The 21,433-nt window shown below is 41.0% G+C and carries 19 protein-coding genes and 2 pseudogenes; 8 read left to right on the top strand and 13 right to left on the bottom strand.

Features of this window, described 5'->3' with window-relative positions:
• Positions 1-115: 115 nt before the first annotated feature.
• From RM368_RS04965 to RM368_RS04955, 3 genes and pseudogenes are all read right to left on the bottom strand, one after another.
• Entirely contained in the window at positions 116-559 is a 444-nt protein-coding gene (locus tag RM368_RS04965; RefSeq protein ID WP_322693021.1) for a thioesterase family protein, read from the bottom strand.
• 41 nt (positions 560-600) lie between these two features.
• Positions 601-1,188, bottom strand: coding sequence for a TetR/AcrR family transcriptional regulator (locus tag RM368_RS04960; protein ID WP_322693020.1), 588 nt, complete (start codon positions 1,186-1,188; stop codon positions 601-603).
• 160 nt (positions 1,189-1,348) lie between these two features.
• Positions 1,349-1,512: pseudogene (locus RM368_RS04955) on the bottom strand (NADH-dependent alcohol dehydrogenase); the annotation flags it as partial.
• A gap of 651 nt (positions 1,513-2,163) precedes the next feature.
• Between RM368_RS04955 and RM368_RS04950 the strand changes: the two are divergent.
• Positions 2,164-2,961, top strand: coding sequence for a sulfite exporter TauE/SafE family protein (locus tag RM368_RS04950; RefSeq protein ID WP_322693019.1), 798 nt, complete (start codon positions 2,164-2,166; stop codon positions 2,959-2,961).
• Positions 2,962-3,377: 416 nt separating this feature from the next.
• A pseudogene (locus tag RM368_RS04945) lies at positions 3,378-3,512 on the top strand (1,4-alpha-glucan branching protein domain-containing protein); the annotation flags it as partial.
• A 57-nt stretch (positions 3,513-3,569) separates the two neighbouring features.
• Here RM368_RS04945 and RM368_RS04940 read toward each other — a convergent pair.
• The 5 genes from RM368_RS04940 to petC form a co-directional block, all read right to left on the bottom strand.
• Entirely contained in the window at positions 3,570-4,256 is a 687-nt protein-coding gene (locus tag RM368_RS04940) for a Uma2 family endonuclease (RefSeq protein ID WP_322693018.1), read from the bottom strand.
• Positions 4,257-4,272: 16 nt separating this feature from the next.
• Entirely contained in the window at positions 4,273-4,428 is a 156-nt protein-coding gene (locus RM368_RS04935) for a hypothetical protein (RefSeq protein WP_322693017.1), read from the bottom strand.
• 13 nt (positions 4,429-4,441) lie between these two features.
• Positions 4,442-4,765 carry a DUF6717 family protein gene (locus tag RM368_RS04930; RefSeq protein ID WP_322693016.1) on the bottom strand — a complete coding sequence of 108 codons (324 nt, stop codon included), beginning with the start codon at positions 4,763-4,765 and terminating at the stop codon, positions 4,442-4,444.
• 163 nt (positions 4,766-4,928) lie between these two features.
• On the bottom strand, positions 4,929-5,930 hold the full coding sequence (gene petA, locus RM368_RS04925) for a cytochrome f (RefSeq protein ID WP_292817010.1): 1,002 nt from the start codon (positions 5,928-5,930) through the stop codon (positions 4,929-4,931).
• Between the two features lie 98 nt (positions 5,931-6,028).
• Positions 6,029-6,568, bottom strand: coding sequence for a cytochrome b6-f complex iron-sulfur subunit (petC, locus tag RM368_RS04920; protein WP_322693015.1), 540 nt, complete (start codon positions 6,566-6,568; stop codon positions 6,029-6,031).
• Positions 6,569-6,797: 229 nt separating this feature from the next.
• On the opposite strand from petC, the gene RM368_RS04915 reads away from it, so the two are divergent.
• The gene (locus tag RM368_RS04915; RefSeq protein WP_322693014.1) at positions 6,798-7,106 is read left to right on the top strand and encodes a DUF3067 family protein; all 309 of its coding nucleotides are present in this window, start codon (positions 6,798-6,800) and stop codon (positions 7,104-7,106) included.
• Between the two features lie 181 nt (positions 7,107-7,287).
• Here the strand turns inward: RM368_RS04915 and RM368_RS04910 are convergent, their stop codons facing one another.
• Positions 7,288-7,614, bottom strand: a complete 327-nt coding sequence (locus tag RM368_RS04910) for a hypothetical protein (protein WP_322693013.1) — start codon at positions 7,612-7,614, stop codon at positions 7,288-7,290.
• 199 nt (positions 7,615-7,813) lie between these two features.
• Between RM368_RS04910 and RM368_RS38700 the strand changes: the two genes are divergently transcribed.
• Positions 7,814-7,885 carry an MJ0042-type zinc finger domain-containing protein gene (locus RM368_RS38700; protein WP_416212212.1) on the top strand — a complete coding sequence of 24 codons (72 nt, stop codon included), beginning with the start codon at positions 7,814-7,816 and terminating at the stop codon, positions 7,883-7,885.
• Positions 7,886-8,018: 133 nt separating this feature from the next.
• Here the strand turns inward: RM368_RS38700 and RM368_RS04900 are convergent, their stop codons facing one another.
• The 3 genes from RM368_RS04900 to tatC form a co-directional block, all read right to left on the bottom strand.
• Positions 8,019-9,233: an Nramp family divalent metal transporter gene (locus tag RM368_RS04900; RefSeq protein ID WP_322693011.1), complete on the bottom strand. Its 1,215-nt coding sequence runs from the start codon at positions 9,231-9,233 to the stop codon at positions 8,019-8,021.
• Positions 9,230-9,658, bottom strand: a complete 429-nt coding sequence (locus RM368_RS04895) for a hypothetical protein (protein ID WP_322693010.1) — start codon at positions 9,656-9,658, stop codon at positions 9,230-9,232. The genes RM368_RS04900 and RM368_RS04895 overlap by 4 nt, the downstream gene beginning before the upstream one ends.
• Before the next feature lie 192 nt (positions 9,659-9,850).
• Entirely contained in the window at positions 9,851-10,645 is a 795-nt protein-coding gene (tatC, locus tag RM368_RS04890) for a twin-arginine translocase subunit TatC (RefSeq protein ID WP_322693009.1), read from the bottom strand.
• A 532-nt stretch (positions 10,646-11,177) separates the two neighbouring features.
• Here tatC and RM368_RS04885 point away from each other — a divergent pair.
• The 4 genes from RM368_RS04885 (at position 11,178) to RM368_RS04870 (ending at position 19,705) form a co-directional block, all read left to right on the top strand.
• A complete protein-coding gene (locus RM368_RS04885) occupies positions 11,178-11,408 on the top strand; it encodes a hypothetical protein (protein ID WP_322693008.1) in 231 nt (76 codons plus the stop codon).
• A 230-nt stretch (positions 11,409-11,638) separates the two neighbouring features.
• Positions 11,639-12,496, top strand: coding sequence for an SDR family oxidoreductase (locus RM368_RS04880; protein ID WP_322693007.1), 858 nt, complete (start codon positions 11,639-11,641; stop codon positions 12,494-12,496).
• A 742-nt stretch (positions 12,497-13,238) separates the two neighbouring features.
• On the top strand, positions 13,239-14,570 hold the full coding sequence (locus RM368_RS04875; RefSeq protein ID WP_322693006.1) for a P-loop NTPase fold protein: 1,332 nt from the start codon (positions 13,239-13,241) through the stop codon (positions 14,568-14,570).
• On the top strand, positions 14,546-19,705 hold the full coding sequence (locus RM368_RS04870) for an eIF2A-related protein (protein WP_322693005.1): 5,160 nt from the start codon (positions 14,546-14,548) through the stop codon (positions 19,703-19,705). Before RM368_RS04875 ends, RM368_RS04870 begins: the two co-directional genes overlap by 25 nt.
• A gap of 53 nt (positions 19,706-19,758) precedes the next feature.
• On the opposite strand, the gene RM368_RS04865 is transcribed toward RM368_RS04870, so the two are convergent.
• A complete protein-coding gene (locus RM368_RS04865; protein WP_322693004.1) occupies positions 19,759-21,162 on the bottom strand; it encodes a hypothetical protein in 1,404 nt (467 codons plus the stop codon).
• Positions 21,163-21,433 lie beyond the last annotated feature (271 nt).

The following is a 21,433-nucleotide window of genomic DNA, read 5'->3' as shown; positions in this document are numbered from 1 at the left end:
GGCAGTGGATTCTTTCGCGTATTGATCAAAAATCAGTGTTATAGTTCAGATTCTGTTTACAAACAAACCGAACAGTCTGTAAAAAACTAAAAAAATATAGAAGTATTCCTAATTATTAAATTTTCTGAATCCCTCGTTGATATTGTAAATATTTTTTCTGTAATTCCTCTGGAATGGGAATAAGGCGATTATTTTGCAAACTGATAAAACCACCCTTCTGACTAGCCACTGCTGCTAATTCATTGTTAGATAAAATTTCAGCTTGCACAGTCCACTTTAAGCGTCCTAAACCACTCAGCCATAAACGTCCAATCACTCGATCGATAATCTTTATTGGACGTTTATATTCAATTTCAGTCCCAGCTAGAATTGGTGTATATCCTAGCTCAATTTGTTGACTGAGTTGCCAATGTTCATCTAAAAACTTTAGACGTAAATCCTCTAGCCATCTGATATACACGATATTACTCACAATTCCCATAAAATCAATGTCGTATGTTTTGACAGGAATTGGTAATACTACTTCTAATGGTCTGTGTAAGTTGTTGTTTATTAGCATTATTGATCTTGATATTTTTTAATACTGCTCGATCTGTTTAATTAAAGAGAAGTTTTCAAGTATTGATTCAAGTGATTAATTACCCTATGGATATGAATTGAATCTCCATAAAGCTTGCTGATCATTATGCCTCCTTCCAGTGTTGCGATTATGATGGTAGCGATTTCATCAGCACTCACTTCCGGGCGAATTTCACCTTTTTTAATTCCTTTTTCAATAATTCGACAAATTAAATGTAGCCAAGAGTTCATCGCTTGTTGAGCACGTTGTCGCAACGCTGGATGAGCATCGTCACTTTCCACAGCAGTATTCAGCAGTGGACACCCGCCCTTGATTGGTGGATTTTCTGCGAAGCTACTAAACACCTCAATGATTGCTTGCAGACGTTCTACTGCGTGGTGTTTGCTTCGTAATGCAAATCTAGTATGCTGCTTAATGCGAGCGATCGCAAAATCAAAAGCTTGTAGTGCGAGATCGTCTTTGCTTTGGAAGTGATTGTAAATTCCTCCTTTCTGCAATCCAGTTACACGCATAATGTCTGACATCGATGAACCTGCATACCCCTGTTGATTAAACAGTTCGGCTGCTTGCTCAAGAATTCTGATTTTTGTTTCTTCGCCTTTGGACATTACAGCGATTTTGATAGTAGGGAGTTTATTGAATTGAAAATTGCTGTCAATTAAATATTACCGACCGAATGGTTTTATTTAAACTATCATGATATTTGCTTGTAAGTCAAGATTTTCTAAACACTGAGTAAAGAACTAGGCATTGTCTATAGCCAAAGTTTGCCAATGCAGACTTTACCTGGTTATAGACGCCGTTAGTTTTGATGCTATCCCACCATAATTAATCAGTATTTTGGCATTATCAGGAATTTCAGCAGCAATGTCGGCGATTTGACCTTTGCCAAACAGGATTTTGACTGGATTGCAAAAAACAAGGTTTTCCATGAGTCATTAAACTAGGGAATCGAAATTGACCTTGAGTATTGTAATCACTTCCAGGATGTTGCCTAATTGCAGCATAAATGCGATATATCGCGTCTCTACAAAGTTTGGTATTATCCTTATGCTTAATAACTTGTAGCTAAATTTTTGAGCAACCAGTCCGTAGGGAGTTTGACTGACTGCGGTGTATTATCCAGATAATTGAGCAATATACAACGCGAATACGCTAGACGTTTAGTCATGCTTACTAGTAAAATACGGTAAGTGCATCGCCTTACGTGGTTTTATATGTAAAACTGTAGAAAAACCTAGTTAGAAGTTGAGTTTAGCAGAGCGACTGACCAATAAGCAGTTATCAAAGTCTGTTTGAGCTAAATGCCAATTGTTATGCTTACAAAAACTTCCAGACAGGTTTTAAGTTGTCCAAGAATCATTGAGAAACACAATAACTTGTCATAACTAGCTCTGTCTACCACTGGGCTATAGTTTGGCTGAGTTGCTGCTCTCTAACTGCTCGTAATTAAGTCAGCGAACAGTTATCAAGGCTTCGTTTGGGGATTTAATCAACCCTTACCGACGCTGCTCACTTATAGAAGTGGGAGACTCAACAGGACTTTGATAACTGATAACTAATTGTTGAAACCCCCGAAGAATATGGACTATTTATTACTACCGTTCTTAAGCTTTTTTGTTGGTATCATCGTTGGTTTGACGGGAATTGGTGGAGCGTCTCTCATCACCCCAATGTTGATTTTTATTTTTCAGGTTCCGCCTTCTATCGCTGTGAGTTCTGATGTTGTGGCCGCCACCTTGATGAAAATTGTTGGTAGCGTCAAGCATTGGGAACAGAAAACCCTTGACACAGAAGTTGTTAAATGGTTAGCTTTCGGGAGTGTTCCAGGCTCACTGTTCGGCGTGGGGATTTTGCACTTAATTAAACATACAGGTGAGTTTAACCTGGATAATATCTTGTTCCGTTTGCTTGGCGGGATGATTTTGTTAGTCACAGTTTTAGCACTAGTGCAATTGTTGTTATTGACTTTTTTCCCCAAATTTAATTTACCCGAACTGCCAAAGTTAGACTTAGAAACTAACTTTGGTCGATTTATGACAGTTACTTTAGGAGCAATTTTAGGCTGTTTGGTTGGTCTAACTAGCGTCTCTTCAGGTTCAATGTTTGCCCTAGTGCTGATTGGGTTTTTCCACCTTGATGCCCGGAAATTAGTGGGTACAGATATTTCACACGCAGCGATTTTATTGCTGTTTACAGCCCTTGGTCATCTCAGCCTGGGAACAGTTGATTGGAGTTTGGTACTCCCTATATGGTTAGGCTCTGTGCCTGGGGTGTTACTAGGTGCTAAAATCTGCCAAGTAGCTCCGCAACGCCCACTAAGATTTATTATTTACGCCATTTTAATGATGGTAAGTTGGAAATTAGTTCATCAGGTTTGACAAAACTCGGTAATAAAGTTTTGCGATAAAAATTTTTTGCTACTCACTCATTCTTCAAAAAGACGACACCAAGATTAGGTGCGGCTAAATCTATCCCTTTGTTCGTTCCAGTATTCGTAGGAAAACATGAGATAAAGTACAAAAACGGGGCGCTCGTTGAAATAAGACAAAAACTAGATTGAATGCTTGGGTGAAAACGGATATTTTTGAAAAAGATGTCTTTTGTGTTTTAAAGCATTTATGCTCAAAGTTTATTAGCAGTCAAGTTATACATTTACAGGCTTTGTTTAACTAATATCAAGTTCCGGTGATTAATTATAATAAAATCTATGAATGTAGATTGGGTTGAACGGCGTGAAACCCAACATCAACAAGGATGAAATGTTGGGTTTCCTTCCTCAACCCAACCTACAGATATTATACTGATGCGGTTCAATAAGCTCTATGAAGACGTTAAAATCGGCAAAGTTGACAGTGGTTGGTTGGAAAAAGTCGAGTTAATGGATAATATCTTCCCCGAAATCAACTATCGCGTCTACCGTCCGCTATAGTCTCACAAAAAATAATCAACAGCAGTAGGGTGGGCATTGCTCACCCTATATTTTTAGCTAAAGGCTATCTGGATCGATATTTAATTCTCGGAGTTTAGCAGCTAATCTTTGCGCTTTCTCTTCTGCGGTTTGTCGTGCAGTTGCTTCCTCTTCATGAGTTAGGAGTATTTGACCCATAGCTGGATTGTAAAAGCGCAGTTTTCCCGCCTCTAAACGCAATTCTAGCCCCAAAACTTCACTGGATAGGGAGACTGTACCATCTGGTAAGGTATTGGTTGCCACTGGGAAATAATTTCCATCGACCAACTGTAAACCCTGGAGTTGGGGATTGAGATAATCGCCTGTGGGGTCATATTGAAAATATTCACGTACTCCTAGAAAGGCGTAAATTCCTTTTTTTGCACCTTGGTCTTTACTGCGGGTAGTTTTTGAGGTAATCTCTAAGACAAAATCTGGGGTTTGATTATTTTCTTCCCAGGTTTTGTAAGAGCGTCTGTCACGGTTTTCTACTCCAAACACCACAAAGACATCTGGAGCGACAACCGATTCTGGATAACCTTTTTCGTAGTAAATAAATAGATTACCAGCAACATATACATCTGGGTGATTTTGGAAATAAATTTCCAGCACAGTGGTAGCGTATACGAGACACTTACGCTGTACATCACCTTCGGCCATCGGCTTACCGTCCTCATCTGGGTATTCAATTGGAGTAACGGGGATATACTCTACTGAGGCTGTCATGGTCGGATACCTCAATTCAACTAGGGCTAGATTCAATAATATCGCTCAAAATGCGATCGCCATGACTGGGAGGCTGTGAAATTACCAGAAATTCCAAATCATAGTCGCTTTCATTAAGCATCTGATGAGGAATATTAGGTGGGATTTCTATACCTTCGTGTGGAGAAAGCACTTGGCGGGAACCATCAATTTCTAAGGTTGCCTTTCCAGATAATATAAAGAAAAACTGGCGGGCAAAGCCATCCTTGCCGATCTAAATCTGCACTGTAATACCAGTTACCTCCATATTCTTCACGCTGCCAGTCAAACTTGATCTGATAGCCAGGAAAGGGAGATGCAGAAAATATCAAACTGAACCCTGACTCTGCATCTGGAATCTGTGCCACCATTCTTTCGATAATTTCGTCTGCCCCTGCCACGAAAGGTTCTCTAACTAGACCTACATTTCCATCGTCGAACACCCACATCTCGCCGAACTTATAGGGATGAATAACCATGATTGAGTTCATAAAGTTTACTAGCAGTTAATAGCGTTTCATTTTAATAATGATATAAATACATTGGTAAGCGTACAGCAATTTGTATAAGTCACAAATTTCTAAATTTCGTGTCACTAACGTAAAAAAAGACAGGCATATTGCCTGTCCTAAAAATAATGATTTAGCAAAGAATTTAGAAATTCATCTCAGCAGCTTGGACTTTTTCAACCTGCTTTTTCTTCAGCACGAGCATAACTTGAGCCAACATTACAAGAGCGATAAATGCAATCATCCATTTGACTCTGGAAGCGTCTTGCAATACGATTTCTCCATCTGCTTGACCGAATCCACCGACGTTCGGGTTGCTGGTCAAAGCATCACCTGTCTTAACTGCTTGACCTTCGGAAACAAGCAGGTCTGGCCCTAGAGGAATCGTATCAACGACAACATCACCCGATTCGGGTTGGATGTTTACTAGATATTTAACGTTACCGTCTCCATCTTCCTCTTTAGCAATCTTGGTAATTGTGCCAGTAGCGGAAGCGTTGTAAACAGCGTTATTGCTCTTTTCACCAGTAGGATAAACTTGTCCGCGTCCTCGATTACCACCTACGTGAACTGAATATTTACCGAAGTGGATGTTTTTGTCGGTTGCGGGGTTGGGAGAAAGAACTGGGAAGACGATTTCCTGATACTGTTCGCCAGGTAAAGGGCCGACGATGACGACGTTATCTTTGTCTTCGCTGTAGGGTTGGTAGAAAGTGTCGCCAACTTCTTCTTTAAGTTCTTCGGAAAGACGGTCTTCAGGAGCAATCTTAAAGCCTTCGGGTAGCATCAGTACTGCACCGACGTTCAAGCCAACCTTAGAACCATCAGCACCAACTTGCTGGGCGCTTAGATCGTAGGGGATTTTCACCACAGCTTTGAATACAGTGTCAGGTAGCACCGATTGGGGAACTTCCACTTCTGTAACCTTGGCGGCTAGGTGACAGTTGGCACAAACAATTCGCCCTGTTGGTTCGCGGGGGGTTTCGGGATAGGTTTGCTGTGCCCAAAAAGGATAGGCGGCAGCTGATTGGGGAAGGGCTAGATCGCTGGTGAAGTAAAATGTCACAGTAGCGATCGCTATGAGCAATGTTTTTACAATCGCTCTAGCACTGCGAGTTAACCTCGCTGTTAGGAAAACATTTCTCATCTCTATAAGGGCGACAATTGAATTAGTCATTAGTCATTGGTCATTAGTCATTAGTCATTAAGCCCTGAACAAAGGACAAATGACTAAAGACAAAATTATTAACCCCACCAAGGTGCATCACCTGTGCGGAAGTCGGTTTCAGTCCAAGGGGTTAAAACGATTTTGTCGTCGTTGACGCTGGTATGGGCTAAAGCCAGAGACAGAGGTGCTGGTCCCCGAACAACTTTACCAGTTTCGTCATACTGAGAACCATGACAAGGACACTTGAATTTGTTCTCAGCAACGTTCCAGGGGACGACACAACCTAAGTGGGTACAGATAGCGTTAATGCCATAATCTTTGATCGCCTCTTTGCTGTTTACCACAATATAGGTAGGATCTCCCTTTAGTCCTTGGACTAGGTTGCGATCGCCTGCATTCCGATTTTCTAGAAATTTTGTGACGCTAACATCGTTACCTAGCTCGTCTTTTGCTGTTGTACCGCCACCTGCGCCACCTGCTGCTGGTGGAATAAAGTACTTGACAACGGGATACAATGCACCCAGAGCTACTCCAGTGACAGTCCCAAAAGTGAGCAGATTCATGAACTGACGACGCCCCATATCGGGCACGTCTGCTGATTCAGAAAATTGAGCCATAATCTACGCGCTCTTTGTGTATTTTGTTAAGCATTTTGACAAAAGTACTTGTACTTGAGCAACTCTTGTCTAAGTCGAAATGCTAGCGCTCACAACGATGCCATAATTCTTTGTTTCAAGATATAAAAAGCATCTTTTCTGTTAGCATTACATTTCTTTATATCCTTATCATACTGGAGTCACGGAACTTAACATCATAACTAAATGTAAAATCTGATTGAGAAAAGCTATGACAGGACAGGAATTACGCCAGATGTTGCTTGATAAGTGGGGATATTCTTACGATGTCCAGTTCCGGCGGACACAGGGAAAGATATTTTTGCAAGTAATGTGGAAATATCTAGAGCAAGCTTCTTTTCCCTTGAGTGAGGCGGAGTACCAAGAACATCTTGATCGCATTGCCAATTATCTTCATGCCTTGGGTGGGTCAACACAGGTACAAACTTTTATTACCCAAACCCGCGATCGCCCCCGCCTCGGCAAAGCTGTTAGCATCCCTTTAGATTTGGGCGAACGTTCTTCGGAATGGATATTATGACCAATTATTTGATTAACTTTAATCAATTTCTTCCTTAATTACAGTATTTTTTATGCAAAAATACTTTGAAAAAATCGGCTTGAGCCTTAAATGCAACTCAGAGAAGCGATCGCAATTCCCATAGCCCTCATCTCTCGTGAAACTGCTCGATAGCCAGAGCAGTTAAACATGCGTTGGATTTTTATTTTTTGGAAGTCTCTAATGCTTTTAAATCATCTAAGGTACAGAGCAAACGAGGCTTTTCAGGGTCAGTCAAATCTAGCTGCTCCCAAGATATTGTATAGCCACTGCGGATCTTGTGTGCCCCAAGCAAGTGTAAGATTCTCAACCCAATTGCCCAAGCCGATAGTCTTTCTAACATCGCAGTGGTTCCAATCAGATATTCCTGAATAACCCATTCTTCACCTTGCTGTTCGGCGCGTACTTCCTCAATGCGTCCGGCGGGTTTGCCAGTTGAATCCAATACTTGTTTGCCTAGTAGTAATTCCAGATGAATTTCACTTGCCATGTTCTGCCCCTGGAATTCGGCCAATAATGTGTTTCTGAAGCCATTTTTCATAAGCTAATGCCGGAGTTTGGTCAGCTTCAATCTCGACTTCAACATCAATACCAACATCCCGCACTTTTGACCACGGAATTCTCAAGGGTTCACTTTGTTTAGCACCCCAGCTACTTTCAATTGCTTTTACCCACCTGCCTAAACGTGGATGAATGCGTCGTGCAAGAATTGTCATACCAGTTTCGATATAAGTGAGTCGTGGCGGTTCTCCATCGCGTAACTCGATGACAATGCCATCGACTTTGCCCAGATGGCGGCGATCGCTGTCAACTAATTGGTTATCAAGTACATCTCTAATAATGTTCATTTTCTCTCACTTCCAGTTGATGATTAACAAGAACGCCCACCAGCGATCATCCTCCAAGAATTTCTAGTGGAATCGCAACGATCGCTAACACGAATGTCAACACAATTGTAAAGATCACCACACTATTACTTATCCAACCGTTGCGATATTTGCCGATATATAATTCATCGTTCATCAATACCAAAAATGGCACAATCACAGGCGGCAAAATTACTGCTGTAATCGCCATTGAAAACAAAGTCAATTGCAATGGGTCGATGCCAAATACCATTAATAAAGAAGCGAGAAAGACAAACACAGTGTAGACCAAACTAAAGCGGGCGGCATCTTTTGGTTTCAGATTTTCGCCCCAATTCCAACCAAAGGTCTGAGCAACAATATAAGCTGTGTCGAGAGTCACTTCCAATGCTGCACCAAAGCAAGCAATGCCCAAGGACACTGCAAATAGTACAAAGCCCCAGTAACCAAAAGCTTCTGTCAACATCAATGCTGCTTGTTCGTAGCTATCTACCTCAACGCCTTTGGGTTTGAGTACCAATGCTGACACAATCAGCACCCCTAGCGATACAATGCTACCAAAACTCATTCCTAAACCGGCAACTGCGCGATTTACACCGATATACCCTTCATCCCATTTATCTTCTACTGCCCCAGATGAGTAAAAGTAAAATAAATAGGGGCTAATCAAAGCACCTAAAATCCCAACTCCAAGATATAAATAATGAGCGGTATCTTGTTGTGGCAGAGTTGGCAACAAACCACTACCAAGTTGTGTTAGAGATGGATGCAACTTAAAAGTAGCGACGACAAAAACTAGTGTCACCAATCCTAATACGGAAATACCATTTTCAATAATCCCAAAGTTGCCGTACCAAATGAGCAACCAAATTGCAAAGGCAACGGGTAAAGCATACCACTGAAAACTAATACCCGTTAGCAGTTGTAAGGCAATGCAAACACCACCAATTTCCGCTGCTAACACTAGAAAATCAACTATGACTTCTGCAATCAGTGGAATAATATAAAAATTAAACCCAAAACGTTCGCGTACCGCAGCAGCTAAAGTATGTTTGCTAACTGCTGCTAACCGCCCAGACATTTCTACCAAAAAAATCACACAAATTGTACCCAGGATAATCGCCCAGATTAGTTGAAAGCCGAAAATAGATCCGGCCTCTGCTGCTGTAGCGATCGCACCCACATCTAAGAAGCCACCTATACTAGTCACAATGCCCAGCGCAATTTCCAAAACTTTCTTCATGGTTTGTTCTGCTGTGGTAGTTGCGAGTCTAGGGTTCGTCCTTCTAGCGATAAATCCTTAATACTTTGTGCCACTACAGAATAATTTTCTTGTTCAACTGCGGTTGACATTTGCTCTGTGATTTTTGCTAACCGTTTAATATGACCTAAAAGTGCTAACTTGTAAGGCTGAGGAATAGCTGTAGATGATTCTATCTGGGCTATGTTGTCGGTTTCTGTTTGCAACTCTTGCTGTGCTTTCTTGAGTGTTTGTTTCGCATAAACTTTTGGCACAGCACCTCGTACCCAACTATCAGCAACCATTTTGCTTGTAGCTGTCCATGATTTGACAGTTCGTAGTTCTTGTGTAAGCTTATCTGTGGCTGCTTCGCTACAAGCGGTTAATAATGTTAACCCTAATAAATAACCTATAAAGATCATTTTCATCAGATGTCGGTTTTTCTAGCCCTCCTTAGAACTTAGATGAATTCTAGTAATAAATTTACCATAGCCGTTGGTTTCAACTCCGCTCAACCAACTGAGCAGTCGAGAGTTGAGCGAAGTCGAAACTCGTCAACAGAGGTATTTTTTTTATGAGAAATCACCTTATTCACTCTCACCTATAACCTATTCCAAATGTTATTTACCTGTAAGCTTCACTAATCCAATACCACCGAAATAAAGTGCTAAAACTGCTCCCGCTAAAAGACTTTGAGTCAAGGGGTCAGTAGAAGGTGTGAGGACGGCTCCTAAAATCACTGCTCCCATAATCACGTAACGCCAACCAGAAACCATTCGTTCTGACGAGACAATGTTCAAATTACCGAGCAACAGTTGAATAATCGGAATTTGAAATGCTAAACCAGTGCTGAATAACAGCAGCAGCACAAATTCAAAATATTTATCAATTGACCAAAGTTGTTCGACTACATCTGCTCCGTAGCTAATGAAAAATTTCAAGGCTGCGGGGATAAGCAGTAAATAGGCAAATACTAAACCTGCTCCAAATAGCACACTCGAACCCAAAACCACAGGCCCCAGTAAACGGCGTTCGCGGCGAGTCAGTCCTGGAAGCACAAACTGGATAATTTGGTAAAGAATGAAAGGACTAGTAAGTACGATGCCAGTGTATGCTGCAACTTTCAGGGAGACAAAGAAATATTCTCCTGGTGCAAGTTGGAGAAATTTTACTCCTTGTGCTGGAACTTCAAGTAACTGGACAATCGGCTTAACGGCAAAGAAACAGCCAATAATGCCCACTGCTACGGCAATCAACGAATAGAAAATGCGCTGTCGCAACTCTTCTAGATGGTCGAAAAGGGACATTTCGACTTCACCAGGCAACTCATCAAGAGGATCGGTGTCTGAGTTGCCATATCCTTCTGGGTCGAGGTTAGGAACGTTTACAGTATCTACGTCTTGTGAAGGCGTCACGTCGCTTCGCTCCGAATTCAAAATTAAAAATTAAAAATTAAAAATTAACAATGCCATAAATAAATTTAGGGGATTGTATCTTTTTTTGTCGGTCATCGACCATTTTGGTGACTCAGCACTCTTCATTATTTTATCTGGGGAATGCAGCTACTAAGAGATGTTTTTGGGTGCTGTGGGTTTTTTGTCCTGTTTTTTGGGTTTGCATCTGCATAAGTTAGTAGGAAGACATCTTGTAGGCAATGCCTAACCTAAAATAAAAAAGGGTGGAACCGATAAATTAGAAATCATGTCTCTGCGGCTAGTAGTCTGTCTTATTGGTTTTGATCGGTTTGTAGTAAGCACTTGAGTGTTTAGAGAATGAAGGACTAAAGTCCTGACTAGGAACTAGCTTACCCATCAATTTAAATTTGACAGACCACTGCGCTGAGTAAATTAGCACAACATCAACATTTAATACTCAGTTTTAAAAATCCGGTTCGTCTAGGTGGCATCTATACAGATGGTAATCGGAAATTGTTAGCTGAGGTTGGGTATGAACCGGATAATTTGCATTGCCCTTATGGCATTGCCTGTTTATTTATACAATGTTGGGCTAGGCAATACTTCTAGTAGCGACGTGGCAAATGTTAAAAACCAGTATCCCACAATAGCTGCTCTAATTACTTACAGTACAAATGCTCAGTTACGCATCTTGCCGGGGCAAATATCGGCTAGAGATGACCAAACCGAAGATTGCCTTCGTGCTGGCACTTGTAAAGATTAGACTTCTAAGAGAAGTAGGGGAAAGGGTAAGGGTTAAAGGGGAAAGGGATGGAATTTCCTCTTAGCCTTTCCCCAACCGGAAAGCAAAAGTCACTTTTGCAAAAGACTCCATGAGTGGAACTCACAAGGAACAATAAAAATATCTCTTCCCCAGTCCCTATTTTCAAAGCAGGTCTATTGATACTAATTCGTAATTCGTAATTACGGCAGCCCCATCATCAAAGAAAATTAATGGTTGTAGAAAATCAACGTACAGTAGTGGTTACAGGAGCTTCAACAGGAATTGGTCAAGCGTGTGCTTTGCTTTTAGACCAGTTGGGCTTCTCTGTTTTTGCTGGAGTGCGTCAAGATGTTGATGCTCAAACACTTAAACAGAAAGGATCGCCAAGGCTGATTCCGATTTTTTTAGATGTTACTAATGCGGAATCGATCGCAGCTGCGGTTGATACGGTAACAAATGCAGTCGGTGGTGTGGGAATTGTCGGTTTAGTGAATAATGCCGGCATTGCTGTTCCTGGGCCGTTAGAATTATTAGCGATCGCTGAATTTCAACACCAGATGCAGGTTAATGTCACCGGACAATTAGCTGTGACACAAGCATTTCTTGGTCTTCTACGCCAAAGTCAAGGTCGAATTATCAATATGGGTTCTATTGCTGGTAGAAGTCCTACGCCGTTTTTGGGTGCTTATAATGCTTCTAAATTTGCTTTGGAAGCACTCACTGATGTGATGCGGATGGAGTTACGACCTTGGGGAATCTCGGTTTCAATTGTTGAACCTGGTTCTATTGCTACCCCAATTTGGGACAAGTCCCTAAGTCAATCTGAAGTAGCACAGCAGGATCTACCCGAAACGGCACACAATCTTTACGGTCAGGCGATGAACATTGTCCGCAAGAAAATGCAGATTATCGCATCTAAGGGAATTTCTGCGGATATTGTGGCTCAAGTTGTTGTCCATGCACTGACTGCAAAAAAACCCAAGACACGCTATCTTGTTGGACAGGATGCCAAAATTGGAGCGCTGATCAAGCATATTTTGCCCGATCGGCTACATGACAAGATAATTTTATACTCAATGGGGCTGTAGATTCCTGATTGTCAATAATTCAGAGGTCATCACTCTGAATGCAAAGGCTGTCATTAATAAAATCATGATTTTCATCAACAAAATTATGGTTTTCATCAAAAAAATCATATTTTTATCAACAAAATGATAGTTTTCATCAATAAAATTATGGTTTTCATCAATAAACCTCTTGCAAAAGTGACTTTTACTTTCCGGTTGGCGAAAGGGACTCATGTTAAAGGGTAAGAGGAAATTCCATCCCTTTCCCCTGCTTCTGCAAAAAGTCTAATAAAATCGTGCTGATTTCAGAACCAGAAGCAAAATTTAGTTAAAAAGTGACTTTGAACTCAAGTTGGCTTAAGCAACGTTTTTGTTAAAAGCCTTATTCTATAAGAATTTTAGATTATTTTTTTGTAAAATTAATGAAAGCTCGTTAATAAATCAAGCTGATGATGAGTTCAAAAGAGCGACAAAATTGTACTTAACAGTACCTTTTTTTGTGTTGGATATTTTTAATATTCATAAGAGTACCTTATTTAATTTTAGATATTTTTGCTATTTGTACTTATACTGGTATTTTTGCTTACTTTAACTAAAACATTACCATTAATATGTGCTATATCGAACTATAGATATAATCAATTATCCTGAATGCTGCTAGTTTAGTGAGTAGTTTGATTAAAATAAGGCATAAATTACCTAAAATCAATATATTTATCTAGTAAATTTTTATATCCTCATTCCTGAGTGAACTTGATTAGTTATGCTCTTAGATTTAGAAAGATTTTATCAAGCTTGCAATCCGAGCAGACCTCTAATAATAGGAAACGCTAGCGATCGCAGGTACTATATCGATTTTGCTGCGGTGCGGGGTGGCAAAATTATCGAAGCTTTGCAGCGCACGATCGCTAGAATATCGCCAGATACACCAACCTGTCAACTATTTACCGGACATCTCGGTTGTGGAAAATCAACGGAGTTGTTACGCCTGAAAGCTGAGTTAGAAGCGCAGCAATTTCATGTAGTTTACTTTGAGTCTACCCACGTCTTAGAAATGGCTGATGTGGATGTGACTGATATTTTGTTGGCGATCGCTGGACAGGTAAGTGAAAGCTTAGAAGCGATGAAAATTCGGCTCAAGCCTCGCTACTTTAGCAAGTTGTTTGGTGAAGTTGTAGATTTTCTGCAAACGCCAATTGACGTTGGGGTAGAAGCAGAGTTGTCTGTGGGGATTGCCAAAATTACCGCGAAAACAAAAGAAAGTCCCCAATTGCGACGGCGGTTACGAGATTATTTAGAACCGCGAACCGCAAATATTTTACAGTCAATTAATCAAGAATTACTAGAACCTGCTAACAAAGAATTGAAAGCTAGGAGTAAAAAAGGATTAGTGGTAATTGTTGATAACTTGGATCGAGTCGCAATTCGACCTTTACCATCGGGGCGATCGCTGCCAGAATATTTATTTATTCAGCGTGGCGAACAGTTACGCAAACTCAATTGTCATGTAGTCTATACTATTCCTTTAGCCTTGACTTTCTCTAACGATAGCGCCGAACTTCAGCATCGTTTGGGGGGTGGTGTTGCCCCAAAAATGTTACCGATGATACCTGTGCGTTTGCGCTCTGGTGAGATTTTTCCCCAAGGGCTAGCAATGATGCGGCAAATGGTGCTAGCTAGAGCTTTTCCAGACATTTTACCTAGCGATCGGTTAGGCTTAATTACAGAGGTGTTTGATAGTTTAGAAACCTTAGATCGATTGTGCCTGATCAGTGGTGGTCATGTCCGCGACTTATTAGGTTTACTGTTTGACTGTCTGCGAGAACAAGATCCACCCTTTGAGCGGGAATGTGTCGAGCTGGTAATTCAAAGACAGCGGGATTACCGAGCCAACGCTATCGACCCTCAAGAGTGGGAACTAATCTTTCAGGTGGTGCAACAGCAACGAGTTAGAGGTGATATAGAATACCACACCCTCTTGCGAAGTCTATTTGTATTTGAATACCGCGATCATCAGGGAGCTTGGTTTGCCGTCAACCCAGTTTTAGCAGAGACGGAAAAATTTAAATCATGGTTGAACGACACGCACAAGTAGATATCAGAGCAGCTAATGAGCGGGCTTTGCGGAGTTTGGGGAGAGCAATTACCCTTTCTAGCGGTCAATTTTCCCTAGTTTTGGTGTGCTGCAATTATCGAGTTTTGCAAGAACTTATGCTGCAACGACTCGAAGAACTCTCTTCAGGAGTACACCACATTCAAAAGGTAGTTCTGCCGCATAATGCCAGAAGTCTTTACACAAGTATTCATTTACAACTGCTAACCGAAGCTAATCCACCATCGGCGTTGATGATTTTGGGTTTAGAGTCAATAGATGGACTCGACGATTTTCTGAGGTCTATTAATCATATTCGGGATGAATTTCGCAAACGCCACCCATTTCCGATGATTGTCTGGGTGAATGAGGAAGTGTTGCAAAAGGTAGTCCGTTTAGCACCAGATTTTGCTAGTTGGGCGGCGACACCGATTCGGTTTGAAATGACAACTCAATCACTGCTGCAATTTCTGCAACAGGAAACTGACTCTTTATTTGCTACGGTGTTAGCAAACGATCTTACACAACACCAACCTCCTCAACTTGCCAAGCATTATTCGACTGTCGAGCAAGTCTGGGAACATAGTTACGAACTGCACTTTGCCATTAGAGAATTGCACAATCGTGGTATTACCTTAGAGCCAGAACTCCACGCTAGTTTAGAATTTGTTTTTGGTCTAGATAATTATATTAGCGATCGCATCAATACAGGTTTAAGCCATTTTCAGCAAAGCTTGCAAGTTTGGCAAAAGTTGGCAAAAAGAGAAGAAGCAGGGGAGCAGGAAAGTAGGGGAGCAGGGGGAGTAGGGGGAGCAGGGGGAGATGAGGGGGTATTTTCTTCGTCTACACCTCCATCTCGTCCATCTACCCTACTTCTGCGACAAGGAATTTTACTGTTTTATATTGGGCTGTGTTATTGCCGTTTTGCAGAGCAAAATCAAATAGAAAACCGCCGCCATTGGTACACTGCTAAATCTTATTTTCAGCAGTGCTTGAATATTTTGCAGGTGGCTGGGCGTTTAGATATAGTTGCTGGATTTATTAATCAGCTTGCTGAGGTTTTACAATATCTGCAAGAGTGGGAAGAATTGCAGACAGTTGCCCAAAAGTCTCTGGAGTTACATCAAACTTATGGTAGTCAAATCCAATTAGCTTGTGACTACGGTTTTCTGGCACAAGTAGCTGTGGAGCAGTCGCGGTGGGTACAGGCGAGTATCTTAGCACACGTATCACTGCTGAAATTAGGTGAGGCGCAAAAGCAGAATGACCCTTATAACTGCTTTTTTCCATTATTATTGGCGCAGATTTACTATTTAGTTTTAGCGAAAGCACAGCGAAATTTAGGCGAGCTAGAAGTTGCTCGTGAATACTTAGATAAGGCGACAAAAGAACTGCCCGCAGCCTTAGAAAGCAGTGCCCATCAATACGATGCCCATCGTTATATTCGCTTATTGCGGAGACTGCGATCGCTCTACTTTGAAGAAGGGCGATATTTAGAAGCTTATTACATTCGCCAAAAACGGCGTTCTGTTGAGCAGCAGTACGGTTTTCGGGCTTTTATTGGTGCAGGGCGCTTGCAACCCCAAAGACAGGCGACAAACCCAGCACTAATGTCACCTTCTGGAAGTAGCAGCATTGCTTTAGAAATTGCGGCTTCTGGTCGAGAGCGTGATATTAATAACTTAATTGGCAGAATTAGCCGCGCCGATCAAAAGTTGACGGTGATTCACGGCCCATCGGGGGTGGGTAAGAGTTCTACTGTCACGGCGGGTTTAGTTCCAGCACTGCAAAATCGAGCTATTGGCGATCAAATAGCCGTACCTGTGGTACTGCAAGTTTATACCGACTGGGCACGGGAATTAGGGAAGTCTTTAAATGAGGCGATGTCTAGTGACGCATCCCTAGCGATTTACGCTGATATTAATCCAGAAGTAGCCATTGAAGTGGAGGCTTTACCTTACTCTGACACACCGTTCACCATTGCTAGCATTTTACAACAACTCCAAGAGAATGCCGATCGCCATTTGATTACAGTTTTAATTTTTGACCAGTTTGAAGAATTTTTCTTTGGTTATAGCGATCGCAATCAAAAGCAAGAGTTTGATAAATTTATTAGCGATTGTCTGAATATACCCTTTGTCAAAGTTATCCTTTCTTTGCGAGAAGATTATTTACATCGTTTATTAGACTTTAAACATCTTTCGGCACTGGAAGCGATTAATAATAATATTCTCGACAAGCATATCCGCTATCAGTTAAATAATTTTTCGCCAGAATATGCGAAGGCAATTATCCAAAAATTGACGGAGCGATCGCAGTTTAATTTAGAACCTGCTTTGATTGATGCTTTAATCGAAGATTTATCCACAGAATTTGGAGAAGTCCGCCCGATTGAATTACAAGTTGTGGGAGCGCAAATTCAAGATGAGCGCATTACTACATTAGAGGAATATCAACCATATAGACCGAACAAACTCATCGAACGATATATCAAGGAACTAATTAAAGACTGCGGCCCAGAAAATGAACGAGCGGCTTTACTCGTTTTATACTTATTAACAGATGAAAGCAACAATCGACCTTTTAAAACTCGTGCTGAGTTAGCGGCGCAGCTATCAGAATTAGAAGATGCTGACAAATTAGAGTTAGTCTTAGAAATTTTAGTGCGCTCCGGTTTAGTGGTTCTATTTCCTGATGTACCAGAACGCTATCAACTGATTCACGATTATTTAGTAGATTTGATTCGCTACCTGCAACAACAAGAATCGAGCTTACAGGTACAACTAAATCAGTTGCGCTACAAAGTAGAACAAAGTCAAGCTGAGATTGAGCGACTGAAAAGCGAACTTAGTCAAAATAAGCAGCGTTCTAAATTGGTAGATTCTCATCCGCAACAGGGATTAGACTTATTAACAGAATTGCGAGAATTACACAAACGGGAAGAATTAAGTCAGTTAGAAATTGAGCAATTACGAGCTGAACTCAAAGAAAAAGAGTTAACAGCTAAACTTGCAGAAAGTCAAAAGAAACAAAGACTTAGTGAAGCTCAATTAAATCGTTCGCTGAAAATTGCCCTCACCGCTTCTGTTCTCGCCATCTTCGGATTAAGTGTTTCCATCGTCACAGCAGTAGATAGCGAAATTAAAACTCTCAGTGCATCCAGTGAAGCCCTCTTTGCCTCCCAAAAAGGTATTGATGCTTTAAAAGAAGCTTTGAAGGCAGGGAGAAAATTACAACAAACAGTCTGGATAGATTCCAATACAAGAGAACAAGTACAGACGGCGCTTTATCAAGCTGTTTCCGGGGTCAGAGAATATAACCGCTTGGACGGGCATATATCTGGAGTAAATAGTGCTATATTCAGCAGCGATCGCACTTTGATTGCCTCAGCCAGTGCGGATACTACAATCAAACTCTGGCGTCCTGATGGTAGCTTAGTTAAAACCTTGTCGGGGCATGAAGATGTAGTTAATAGCGTCAGTTTCAGCCCAGATAGTCAAATCATTGCTTCCGCCAGTCAAGACAAGACGATAAAACTTTGGAGTCGAGAAGGTCTACTGCTTGCTACTTTATTAGGACATCAGGGTGTAGTAAATAGTGTGAGTTTCAGCCCAGATGGTCAGATTATTGCTTCGGCGAGTACAGACAAGACAGTGAAACTGTGGAGTCGCGATGGTAAGCTACTCAAAACCTTGCAAGGACATGATGGTGCAGTCTTAAGTGTCGCTTGGTCAAATGATGGTCAAACCTTAGCTTCTGGAAGTGCTGATAAAACGGCGAAACTGTGGAGTCGTGATGGTAAGCTGCTCAAAACCTTGCAGGGACATGAGGATGCAGTGAAAAGCGTGGCTTGGTCGCCTGATGGTCAAACAATTGCTTCTGCTAGTTTAGACCAGACAATCAAACTGTGGAATGTTGAGGGGAAGCTACTGCGAACCTTATCGGGGCATAGTGCAGGAGTTACTAGCGTCAGTTTTAGCCGCGATAGTAACACGATCGCTTCTGCAAGTACTGATGAGACAATCAAACTCTGGAGTTCTGAAGGTGTACTGCTCTTAACCCTGAAGGGACATAATAATTGGGTTAACAGTGTCAGCTTCAGCCCAGACGGTCGCACTCTTGCTTCCGCCAGTCGGGACAAAACTATTAAACTTTGGCATTGGGACGATGTGTTACTGCGAAAGCCGAAAGCCGATAATGATGACTGGATAACTAGCATCAGTTTTAGCCCAAGCGATCGCACCTTGGCAGCAGCAAGCCGAGACAAAACTGTAAAACTTTTCAGTCGAGACGGTAAACTACTGCGTACATTCACAGGGCATCAGGGTCAAGTTTGGGGTGTAGCTTGGTCGCCCGATGGTCAAGTAATTGCCTCGGCTAGTAAAGATAAAACGGTGAAGCTTTGGAGTGGTGACGGTCAACTACTCAAAACCTTACAAGGTCATAATGATGCCATCTTGAGTGTAGCTTGGTCGCCTAATGGTCAAGTAATTGCCTCGGCTAGTAAAGATAAAACAGTAAAACTTTGGAGTAGTGACGGTCAACTGCTTAACACTTTGCAGGGACATCAAGAAGCAGTGAATTGGGTAAGCTTTAGCCCCGATGGCAAGTTGCTAGCCTCAGCCAGTGATGACAAAACCGTAAAAATCTGGTCTATAGAGGGTAAATTGCTATATACATTAATTGGTCATAGCCGCCGGGTAAATGGGGTTGCTTGGTCGCCTGATGGTCAAAGCATTGCCTCAGTGAGTATTGATAGCACGGTGAAGATTTGGAGTCGAGACGGTCAGTTGCTAGATAATCTCACGGGCGATGGCGATAGTTTTATCAGTGTCAGTTTTAGCCCCGATGGTAAGACTCTGGCAGCTAGCAGTGATGACAAAGTGAGAATTTGGAACCGAGAAGGAACGTTGCTGATTGCTTTGAAAGGCGATAAAGATGAGTTAACCAGCGTCAGTTTCAGCCATGACGGTAAGACTCTGGCTGCGGGTAGTGGTAATAGCACAGTAATTTTCCGAGATTTAGCAGATATCCAACTGGATAAATTACTGGCACGCGGTTGCGATTTGCTACATGATTATTTGCAGACTAACCAGAAAGTAATGAAAAGCGATCGCGCCTTGTGTTCTAGTAGGTGATTTTAAATTAATCGACTTCATGAATGATTTTCGGGCTTCCCGAACAGCTATATCTATGTTAAATCGATCAAAAAATGAGCTATTAAAGTATTTCTTTCGTAGGATAGCAAGTAAAGATGCAAAAGATTTGGGTTATCTTTATCAAGGTGCATCACTGAACCATCAACTGCTAAGTGGTGATGATCTATCCACCGCTCCTGTGAATCGAGTAAAAAACTGAAATAGGGGCTGACATCTGGATGATTTTTAGTTAATTCTTCATAGCTTTGATAAAAAGGAGGTATCCCAATTCCCATCGGCATATATAAGCCTTTGGGATAATCTGCTACAGGCAATTGAGGAAGCGTTTTCAGATTAATGCCACTAATGAATAATCTATTCTGTTCGCCAGTCTTGGTATCTGTGAATCCTAACTCAATTTCCTGTAAATTTTGTTCCACGCCAATTGGTTTAATATTCCTTAAAATGGCTTTATCAAATTTGCCTATTCTCCAGTATTGATTGCCCCAAGGCTTATTTTGATCGTAAAACCCTGGCGCTCGAAAACTTGCAAACTTAACTTCATTTTTAATGTTGTAAAAATCTCTCCATTTGGTGATGTTGGTCGCTAGCGTAGTTCTAACTTTTCTACTTTGCTCTCCTGATACAATTATCCTCTCATCAAGAGGGAACTGAGTAGCAACTTCTTTTTGATCGATTACATTTCTTAAAAGATTAGTTTTTACTACTGTGCCACTCGGATCTTGCCAGTGTTCTAATTTCCACCAATGCTGCCAATATGAAATCTTATTAATTTTTTCAAAAATATTTTTGTAATGTCCAATTGGGAAAGTAAACCAACTTTGATAATAAAGGGTTTTATTATTATCCTCTTTAGTAAAAAGTAAAATTTCCCAAAATCCGGCATTTAAGCAATTATTAGCCAAAGCTATCTCTACAATATTTTGTTTTTCAAAACCATCTCCTCCTACAATTTCTATATTTTTTGAATTAGCAGGAAAACTAATCTGTTGCCTATTCCACTCCCTATCTGTAAAAGCGATTATTTCTAAACCTCGATCTTTTTTAACCCATTCAGGTGCTTTGGGAACCAATAGCTCTAAGTCAACATTTTTTATAACTATTTTTGCCGTGTTTTTGTCTGTTGCTTCCAATACGAAATCGAAATGCGTATCATCTTTCTTAATCAGTGTTAATTTTCGATTAGAATATCTTTGAAAATTTTTTCCTAATGGTGCAGGATTGGCTGGATAATCGACATTAGATAATTCTTGTAGTTTTACACTCATCTGATTATCAAATTTATATCTGGATTTAAACCAGAAACCACCTAGTCCCAGCAAACCAAGGCAGAGAATAAGAGTACTAAATAAAATCTGTTTCTTCGTGACTGTGAAATTAACTTTGCCGAATTGGGAAATGCCTGCAATTTTTTCGTTTGCAGAGATGTTTTTCATCAGACAAATTCCTTTTTATGAGAATGCTGCTTAACAGCATAGCATTCTGCAAAACGGATGTCTTATTTCTCTTTTCAACTAAGATGTTAATAAACAGTTATCTGCAATTAAGGGTTTAATACCAATTCTTATTTTTCCTTTATTACACTTGCAGCAAACCGCTAAAGCGCATACGCATAGGCTGAAACCTGTATTTATTGGGAAATTGGACTTTTTCAACTTCACCAGAATTAGTCACAATAGAAAAAGTTTCACGCCTCAAAGGAAAACT

Source organism: Nostoc sp. DedSLP03, assembly GCF_034530815.1.
Lineage (GTDB): Bacteria > Cyanobacteriota > Cyanobacteriia > Cyanobacteriales > Nostocaceae > Nostoc.
The sequence above is the reverse complement of the archived record's forward strand: the minus strand, read 5'-3'. Positions and strand labels throughout refer to the sequence as shown.

Excerpts from the sequence above, each read along its gene's own strand:
- RM368_RS04875 (WP_322693006.1), top strand. The coding sequence starts at position 13,239 with ATGCTCTTAGATTTAGAAAGATTTTATCAAGCTTGCAATCCGAGCAGA.
- RM368_RS04880 (WP_322693007.1), top strand. The coding sequence starts at position 11,639 with ATGGTTGTAGAAAATCAACGTACAGTAGTGGTTACAGGAGCTTCAACA.
- RM368_RS04870 (WP_322693005.1), top strand. The coding sequence starts at position 14,546 with ATGGTTGAACGACACGCACAAGTAGATATCAGAGCAGCTAATGAGCGG.
- RM368_RS04940 (WP_322693018.1), bottom strand. The coding sequence starts at position 4,256 with ATGACAGCCTCAGTAGAGTATATCCCCGTTACTCCAATTGAATACCCA.
- RM368_RS04960 (WP_322693020.1), bottom strand. The coding sequence starts at position 1,188 with ATGTCCAAAGGCGAAGAAACAAAAATCAGAATTCTTGAGCAAGCAGCC.
- RM368_RS04930 (WP_322693016.1), bottom strand. The coding sequence starts at position 4,765 with ATGAACTCAATCATGGTTATTCATCCCTATAAGTTCGGCGAGATGTGG.
- RM368_RS04895 (WP_322693010.1), bottom strand. The coding sequence starts at position 9,658 with ATGAAAATGATCTTTATAGGTTATTTATTAGGGTTAACATTATTAACC.
- RM368_RS04865 (WP_322693004.1), bottom strand. The coding sequence starts at position 21,162 with ATGAAAAACATCTCTGCAAACGAAAAAATTGCAGGCATTTCCCAATTC.
- RM368_RS04950 (WP_322693019.1), top strand. The coding sequence starts at position 2,164 with ATGGACTATTTATTACTACCGTTCTTAAGCTTTTTTGTTGGTATCATC.
- RM368_RS04900 (WP_322693011.1), bottom strand. The coding sequence starts at position 9,233 with ATGAAGAAAGTTTTGGAAATTGCGCTGGGCATTGTGACTAGTATAGGT.
- RM368_RS04885 (WP_322693008.1), top strand. The coding sequence starts at position 11,178 with ATGAACCGGATAATTTGCATTGCCCTTATGGCATTGCCTGTTTATTTA.
- RM368_RS04910 (WP_322693013.1), bottom strand. The coding sequence starts at position 7,614 with ATGGCAAGTGAAATTCATCTGGAATTACTACTAGGCAAACAAGTATTG.
- RM368_RS04965 (WP_322693021.1), bottom strand. The coding sequence starts at position 559 with ATGCTAATAAACAACAACTTACACAGACCATTAGAAGTAGTATTACCA.
- petC (WP_322693015.1), bottom strand. The coding sequence starts at position 6,568 with ATGGCTCAATTTTCTGAATCAGCAGACGTGCCCGATATGGGGCGTCGT.
- RM368_RS04915 (WP_322693014.1), top strand. The coding sequence starts at position 6,798 with ATGACAGGACAGGAATTACGCCAGATGTTGCTTGATAAGTGGGGATAT.
- petA (WP_292817010.1), bottom strand. The coding sequence starts at position 5,930 with ATGAGAAATGTTTTCCTAACAGCGAGGTTAACTCGCAGTGCTAGAGCG.